This window comes from Pseudomonas agronomica, from assembly GCF_025917275.1.
Lineage (GTDB): Bacteria > Pseudomonadota > Gammaproteobacteria > Pseudomonadales > Pseudomonadaceae > Aquipseudomonas > Aquipseudomonas agronomica.
Genome location: NZ_JAOSHO010000315.1, coordinates 1 through 6,085 on the forward strand (window position 1 = coordinate 1; position 6,085 = coordinate 6,085).

Consider the following 6,085-nt stretch of genomic DNA (forward strand, 5'->3'; position numbering starts at 1 on the left):
GGGTGCGACGGTCGGGCCAGGGCAGCCAGCCGCGATTGACCAGCAGCCACAGCCCGCTGGCCTGGTCGAGGAACGGTTGCAGCAACTCGACGCCGACCTTGCCGTCGTGCTGGCGGTTATCCAGCAGGATGCTGTGCTCGGCGTCGAACTGGCCGTGCAGGGTGACCGGCCGAAAGGCCGGATCGGCGGTGTGCGCCAGTTCGGCGCTGTCCATCGGCGGCGCCACGCGGCGCTCGGCGTAGGTGTCCATGAGCACGCGCTTCTGCTCGCCGCGGCTCAATTGCCAGAACCCCAGGCACACCATCACCGGCACCAGCACGGCCACCACCAACGACGGCACGATGCCCGGCCGAAAGCCTTTCATGGCGTCGCCCGAAAGCTGTTCAACGGGATAGCTATACTCACGTGCATCGCGTCCCCCCGGAGTGTCCTCAATGCTCAAAGCAGCCATCGTCCTGATGCTGATCGCCACGATTGTCAGCCTGTTCAGCGGCTTGTTTTTTCTGGTCAAGGACGAAAGCGATTCCAATCGCTTGGTCATTGCCCTGGCGATTCGTGTCTCCCTGGCCGCTGTCACCGTCGGCTTGATCGCCTGGGGTTTTTTCAGTGGCCAGTTGGTCTCCCACGCGCCTTGGTAGGAATGCCTCAGAGCACGTAGACGAAGATGAAGAGGCCGATCCACACCACATCGACGAAGTGCCAGTACCAGCTCGCGGCCTCGAAACCGAACTGATGCTCGTTGTCGAAATGCCCCCGCATGATGCGCATCAGCATCACGAACAAGATGATCGTGCCGATGGTGACGTGGGCACCGTGGAAACCGGTGAGCATGAAGAACGTCGCGCCGTAGACGCCGGAGCCCAGGGTCAGGCCCAGCTCTTTATAGGCGTGCATGTATTCCTCGGCCTGGAAGCCCAGGAAGGCGCAGCCCAGCAGCACGGTGATCGCCAGCCATAGCTTGAGTGCGCCGCGATGGCCTTTTTTCAGCGCGTGGTGGGCGATGGTGACAGTGACGCTGGAACTGACCAGCAGCACCGTATTGAGCAGCGGCAAGCCCCAGGGGCTGATCACCTCCTTGGGCGCCGGGAAGAGTTTCGGATCGGGGTTGTGGCGCAGGGGCCAGGCGTATTCGAAGCTGGGCCAGAGCATGTGGGCCAGCCCTTTGGGGCCTTCGCCCGCCAAGGCCGGAGCCGAGATCATGCGCACGTAGAACAGGGCGCCAAAAAACGCGATGAAGAACATCACCTCGGAAAAGATGAACCAGCTCATGCCCCAGCGGAACGAGCGGTCGAGCTGCGCGCTGTACAAGCCTGCGCGGCTTTCCTTGACCACCGCGCCGAACCAGCCAAACAGCATGTAGGCCACCAGCAGGCCGCCGACGAAGAAAATCAGCGGCCCGTGGGATTCGGGACGCGCCGCCTTCAGGTCGTTGAACCAGGTCGCCAGGCCGTACACGGTGACGAACATCCCGACCGTGGCGATGATCGGCCATTTGCTCTGGGCCGGGACGTAATAGTGCTCATGAGTTGCCATTTATTGTTCTCCTTATCGGGCACGCTATCGGTCAGTGTTTACAGCCACCGGAGGATGACGAGCAGTGATATCGAACAGCGTGTAGGACAGCGTCAGGTGCTTCACTTCCTTGGGCATGTCCCGGTCGACGATGAAGCGCATGGGCATTTCGATGCGTTCGCCGGGTTGCAGCACTTGCTGGGTAAAACAAAAACATTCGGTCTTGTGGAAATACGCCGCCGCGGTGCTCGGCGAGATACTCGGCACCGCCTGGGCGCTCATCGGCCTGTCAGTAGGGTTGTGGGCGACGAACACCATCTCGTTGACCGCCCCTGGCTTGACCACCAACTGCTCGCCCTTGGGGTAGAAATCCCAGACCATGTCCACCGCGTTGGTCGACAGGAACTGCACGCGAACCTGGCGTGATTCATCAACGACCTGCTCGCCTTCGTACTGCCCGGCGGTCTTGCCGTTGATGCCGAACGCCTTGCACATCACGTCGTAGATCGGCACCAGGGCAAAGCCGAAGATGAACATGGCCACCACCACCAGCAGCAGGCGGGTGACCAGTTTCTTCAGCGAGATCGAATCAGCCATGGTTTTGAGCCTCTACCGAGAACCCTGTGGGAGCGAGCTTGCTCGCGATGGCGGTGTGTCTGACGCACCGAGTCGCTGCTATCGCGAGCAAGCTCGCTCCCACACAAGGCCCCGGTGTCATCTATTTCACTTCCGGCGGCGTGGTGAAGGTGTGATACGGCGCCGGCGACGGCACGCTCCACTCCAGGCCTTCGGCGCCATCCCACGGCTTGGCCGGTGCTGCGGGGCCGCCACGGATGGTCTTGATCACGATGAACAGGAAGAAGATCTGCGTGGTGCCGAACATGAACGCACCGATGGACGAGACCATGTTGAAGTCGGCGAACTGCAGGTTGTAGTCCGGAATCCGCCGGGGCATGCCCGCCAGGCCGACGAAGTGCATCGGGAAGAACGCCATGTTCATGCCGATGAACGAGAGCCAGAAGTGCAGCTTGCCGAGGGTTTCGTCGTACATGTGGCCGGTCCACTTCGGCAGCCAGTAGTAGGCCGAGGCGAAGATCCCGAAGATCGCGCCGGGCACCAGCACGTAGTGGAAGTGCGCGACCACGAAGTAGGTGTCCTGGTACTGGAAGTCCGCTGGGGCGATGGCCAGCATCAGCCCGGAGAAACCGCCGATGGAAAACAGGATCACGAACGCCACGGCGAACAGCATCGGCGTCTCGAAGGTCAGCGAGCCCTGCCACATGGTGCTGGCCCAGTTGAATACCTTCACCCCGGTGGGCACGGCGATCAGCAGGGTCGCGTACATGAAGAACAGCTCGCCCACCAGCGGGATGCCGACCACGAACATGTGGTGCGCCCAGACGATGAACGACAGGAACGCAATGGCGGCGGTGGCGTAGACCATCGACGTGTAGCCGAACAGCGGCTTGCGCGAAAACGCCGGGATGATCGAGCTGACGGCACCGAAGGCCGGCAGGATCATGATGTACACCTCGGGGTGGCCGAAGAACCAGAACACGTGCTGGAACAAGACCGGGTCACCGCCACCGGCGGCACTGAAGAAGCTGGTGCCGAAGTGGATGTCCATCAGCATCATCGTCACGCAGCCGGCCAGCACCGGCATCACCGCGATCAGCAGGAACGCGGTGATCAGCCAGGTCCAGACGAACAGCGGCATTTTCATCAGGGTCATGCCGGGGGCACGCAGGTTGAGGATGGTGGCGATCACGTTGATCGCGCCCATGATCGAGCTGATGCCCATCAGGTGGATGGCGAAGATGAAGAACGTCACGCTTTCCGGCGCATAGGTGGTGGACAGCGGCGCGTAGAAGGTCCAACCGAAGTTCGGCCCGCCGCCCGGGGTGAACAGCGTCGAGACCAGCAGCAGGAACGCCGCCGGCAGCAACCAGAAGCTGAAGTTGTTCATGCGCGGCAGGGCCATGTCCGGCGCACCGATCATCAACGGGATCATCCAGTTGGCGAGGCCGACGAACGCCGGCATCACTGCACCAAAGACCATCACCAGGCCGTGCATGGTGGTCATCTGGTTGAAGAATGCCGGCTCCACGATCTGCAGGCCGGGTTGGAACAGCTCGGCGCGGATCACCATGGCGAACGAGCCGCCCAGCAGGAACATGGAGAAGGCGAACCACAGGTACAGGGTGCCGATGTCCTTGTGGTTGGTGGTCAGTACCCAGCGCATCAGGCCCTTGGCGGGGCCGTGGGCGTGGTCGGCGCCGGCATGACCGTGGTCATCGATCACAGCACTCATGTCCTGTCTCCTTCGAGCGAGTGGGCTGGACGGCGCGGGGCAGTGAGCCCCGACCGGTTGCGGGAACAAGCGTCAGGCCGGCTCATTTGCTTTGCGCCTGTTTGAGTTCCAGCACTTCTTTAGGCGTAACCATGTCGCCCTTGTTGTTGCCCCAGGCGTTGCGTTCATAGGTCACGACCGCGGCGATATCGACTTCCGACAACTGTTTGCCGAATGCCGCCATGGCGGTGCCGGGCTTGCCGTGGAAGACGAGGCTCAAGTGGTCAGCCTTGGGCCCGGTGGCGATCTTCGAACCCTTGAGTGCCGGGAACATCGGCGGCAGGCCCTGGCCTTCGGCCTGGTGACAGGCCACGCAGGTGGTGTGGTAGATCTTGTCGCCACGCTCCTTGAGTTCGTCCAGGGTCCATTCCTTGGTGGTCAGCTCCTTGAGCTGCGCGGCTTCGGCCTTGCGTTCGCCCAGCCATTTCTCGTAGTCGGGCTTGCTCTTGACCTCGACCACGATCGGCATGAAGCCATGGTCCTTACCGCACAGCTCGGCGCATTGGCCGCGATAGATGCCGGGCTTGTCGACGCGGGTCCAGGCTTCGTTGACGAACCCGGGAATCGCGTCGCGCTTGACCGCGAAGGCTGGCACCCACCAGGAGTGGATCACGTCGGCGGAGGTCACCAGGAAGCGCACCTTGGCATCGACCGGCAGCACCAGCGGCTTGTCGACCTCCAGCAGGTAATGCTCGCCCTTGGCGCTCTGGTTATGGATCTGTTCGGTGGGGGTGGTCAGGTTGCTGAAGAACTCGACGTCCTGGCCCAGGTATTTGTAGTGCCACTTCCACTGGTAGCCGGTGATCTGGATATCGATGTCCGACTCGCTGGAGTCGTACATCTTGATCAGCGTGGCGGTGGCCGGAATCGCCATCAGCACGAGGATCAGGAAGGGCACGATGGTCCAGAGGATCTCGACGCGGGTGTTTTCGTGGAAGTGCGCGGCGTTCTGGCCGGTTGAGCGGCGGTGCATCATCATCGACCAGAACATGGCGCCGAAGACGATGATGCCGATGACCACACAGATCCAGAAGATGGTCATGTGCAGGTCGAAGACTGCGTTGCTGATCTGTGTGGCTCCAGGCGCCATATTCACAGTCCAGGCCGCTTGCGCCTGGCTGAAAATCGACCACAACAGGAGGCCCATCCATACGTGTGGATGTCGCGTCATTGCGGGTTCCCCTTATCGTTCTTGTTATCCCGTAGGCGTAACGCCTGCGGCAAGGGATCGGCTTTTCAGACTGCTTAATTGACTCGCCGCGCCTTGCTGCACATGCAATCGGGTGTCATCAGCTAACTCCATTCCAACCCGAGTATAGACAGCACCTGCAACCTCGCAACGCGATGGCGTAAATCGTTTGAAACAGCCGGGGCTTGCGCTAGAGCCCACGAATGGAGAAGGATGCAAACCTGATGATGGCAAACCGATATAACGGCGACGTAGCAAGGAAGGAGCGGTTATGAAAAATAGGTCTTAGGAGTCTTTTTGCGCCAGCTAAGTTATGTCATTCCTATTTCATTGCCTTTGTTTCCTGGAGTTGTCATGAACACCGCCGCATTGCGCGAGCAGATCCAAAAAGCCCAACAACACGAAGCCGAGACCGGCCAGTTGACCCGTCAGTTGGAAGCCCAGCTGCCGCACTTGCACCGTGCCATTCAACTGCCGGACGCGAACGCCAACGATGTCCTGGCGCGTTTTGTCGCCGCCTACATCGACGAAGTGCCCGATCTGCTGGACGCGGCCAACGACGTTGCGAGAGAGGCGGGTATCGAATCGCAGATCAAACCGGTATTGAAGATCGCCGAGCAGTACTTCCTCCAGCCACCGACCATCATGGCCGGGCATGTCGGGCTCGACAGCCTGCTGGATGAAGCCTATCTGGCGCACCGCTTCGTCGAAGAGGTCAACGACCTCTACATCAAGCATTTCGGCCAGCCGCTGATCCCCTTGGACATGACGGTCGCCAACCTGATCGCCCACCAGCTGATCGGTGAGGCATTCGCCAACCAGCTCGATGAAGTGGTGCATCACACGTTCGATGAGATGCTCAACGACGAGACGTTTGCGTTGGAGTCGGTGGAAGCCTATCGCGAGAAACTCAGCAGCCCCGAGACCGGCGCAGCCTGGAAGCGCTGGCCATGCATGTCCCGCCGCTTGGGCGTGGGCCTGGAGCTGGACCAGCCGGCGGCTTGATCCATCAGGCACACGTAAACCTCTGTGGG

General features: G+C 61.2%; 7 protein-coding genes. 2 read left to right on the top strand and 5 right to left on the bottom strand.

Annotation, left to right across the window (positions count from 1 at the left end):
• Positions 1-364, bottom strand: a 364-nt coding sequence (locus OC610_RS19280; protein WP_264429908.1) for an SURF1 family protein, incomplete at its 3' end; no start/stop codon positions are given.
• Positions 365-434: 70 nt separating this feature from the next.
• On the opposite strand from OC610_RS19280, the gene OC610_RS19285 reads away from it, so the two are divergent.
• Complete coding sequence (locus OC610_RS19285; RefSeq protein WP_264429910.1) at positions 435-638, top strand: twin transmembrane helix small protein; 204 nt, start codon at positions 435-437, stop codon at positions 636-638.
• A 7-nt stretch (positions 639-645) separates the two neighbouring features.
• Here OC610_RS19285 and OC610_RS19290 read toward each other — a convergent pair whose 3' ends face one another.
• The 4 genes from OC610_RS19290 to coxB form a co-directional block, all read right to left on the bottom strand.
• Complete coding sequence (locus tag OC610_RS19290) at positions 646-1,533, bottom strand: cytochrome c oxidase subunit 3 (protein ID WP_264429912.1); 888 nt, start codon at positions 1,531-1,533, stop codon at positions 646-648.
• Between the two features lie 24 nt (positions 1,534-1,557).
• Positions 1,558-2,109: a cytochrome c oxidase assembly protein gene (locus OC610_RS19295; RefSeq protein ID WP_264429915.1), complete on the bottom strand. Its 552-nt coding sequence runs from the start codon at positions 2,107-2,109 to the stop codon at positions 1,558-1,560.
• Positions 2,110-2,230: 121 nt separating this feature from the next.
• Entirely contained in the window at positions 2,231-3,823 is a 1,593-nt protein-coding gene (gene ctaD / locus OC610_RS19300; protein WP_181289088.1) for a cytochrome c oxidase subunit I, read from the bottom strand.
• 82 nt (positions 3,824-3,905) lie between these two features.
• Positions 3,906-5,033, bottom strand: a complete 1,128-nt coding sequence (gene coxB / locus OC610_RS19305; protein WP_264429917.1) for a cytochrome c oxidase subunit II — start codon at positions 5,031-5,033, stop codon at positions 3,906-3,908.
• A gap of 372 nt (positions 5,034-5,405) precedes the next feature.
• Between coxB and OC610_RS19310 the strand changes: the two genes are divergently transcribed.
• Positions 5,406-6,056: a hypothetical protein gene (locus OC610_RS19310; protein ID WP_264429920.1), complete on the top strand. Its 651-nt coding sequence runs from the start codon at positions 5,406-5,408 to the stop codon at positions 6,054-6,056.
• Positions 6,057-6,085 lie beyond the last annotated feature (29 nt).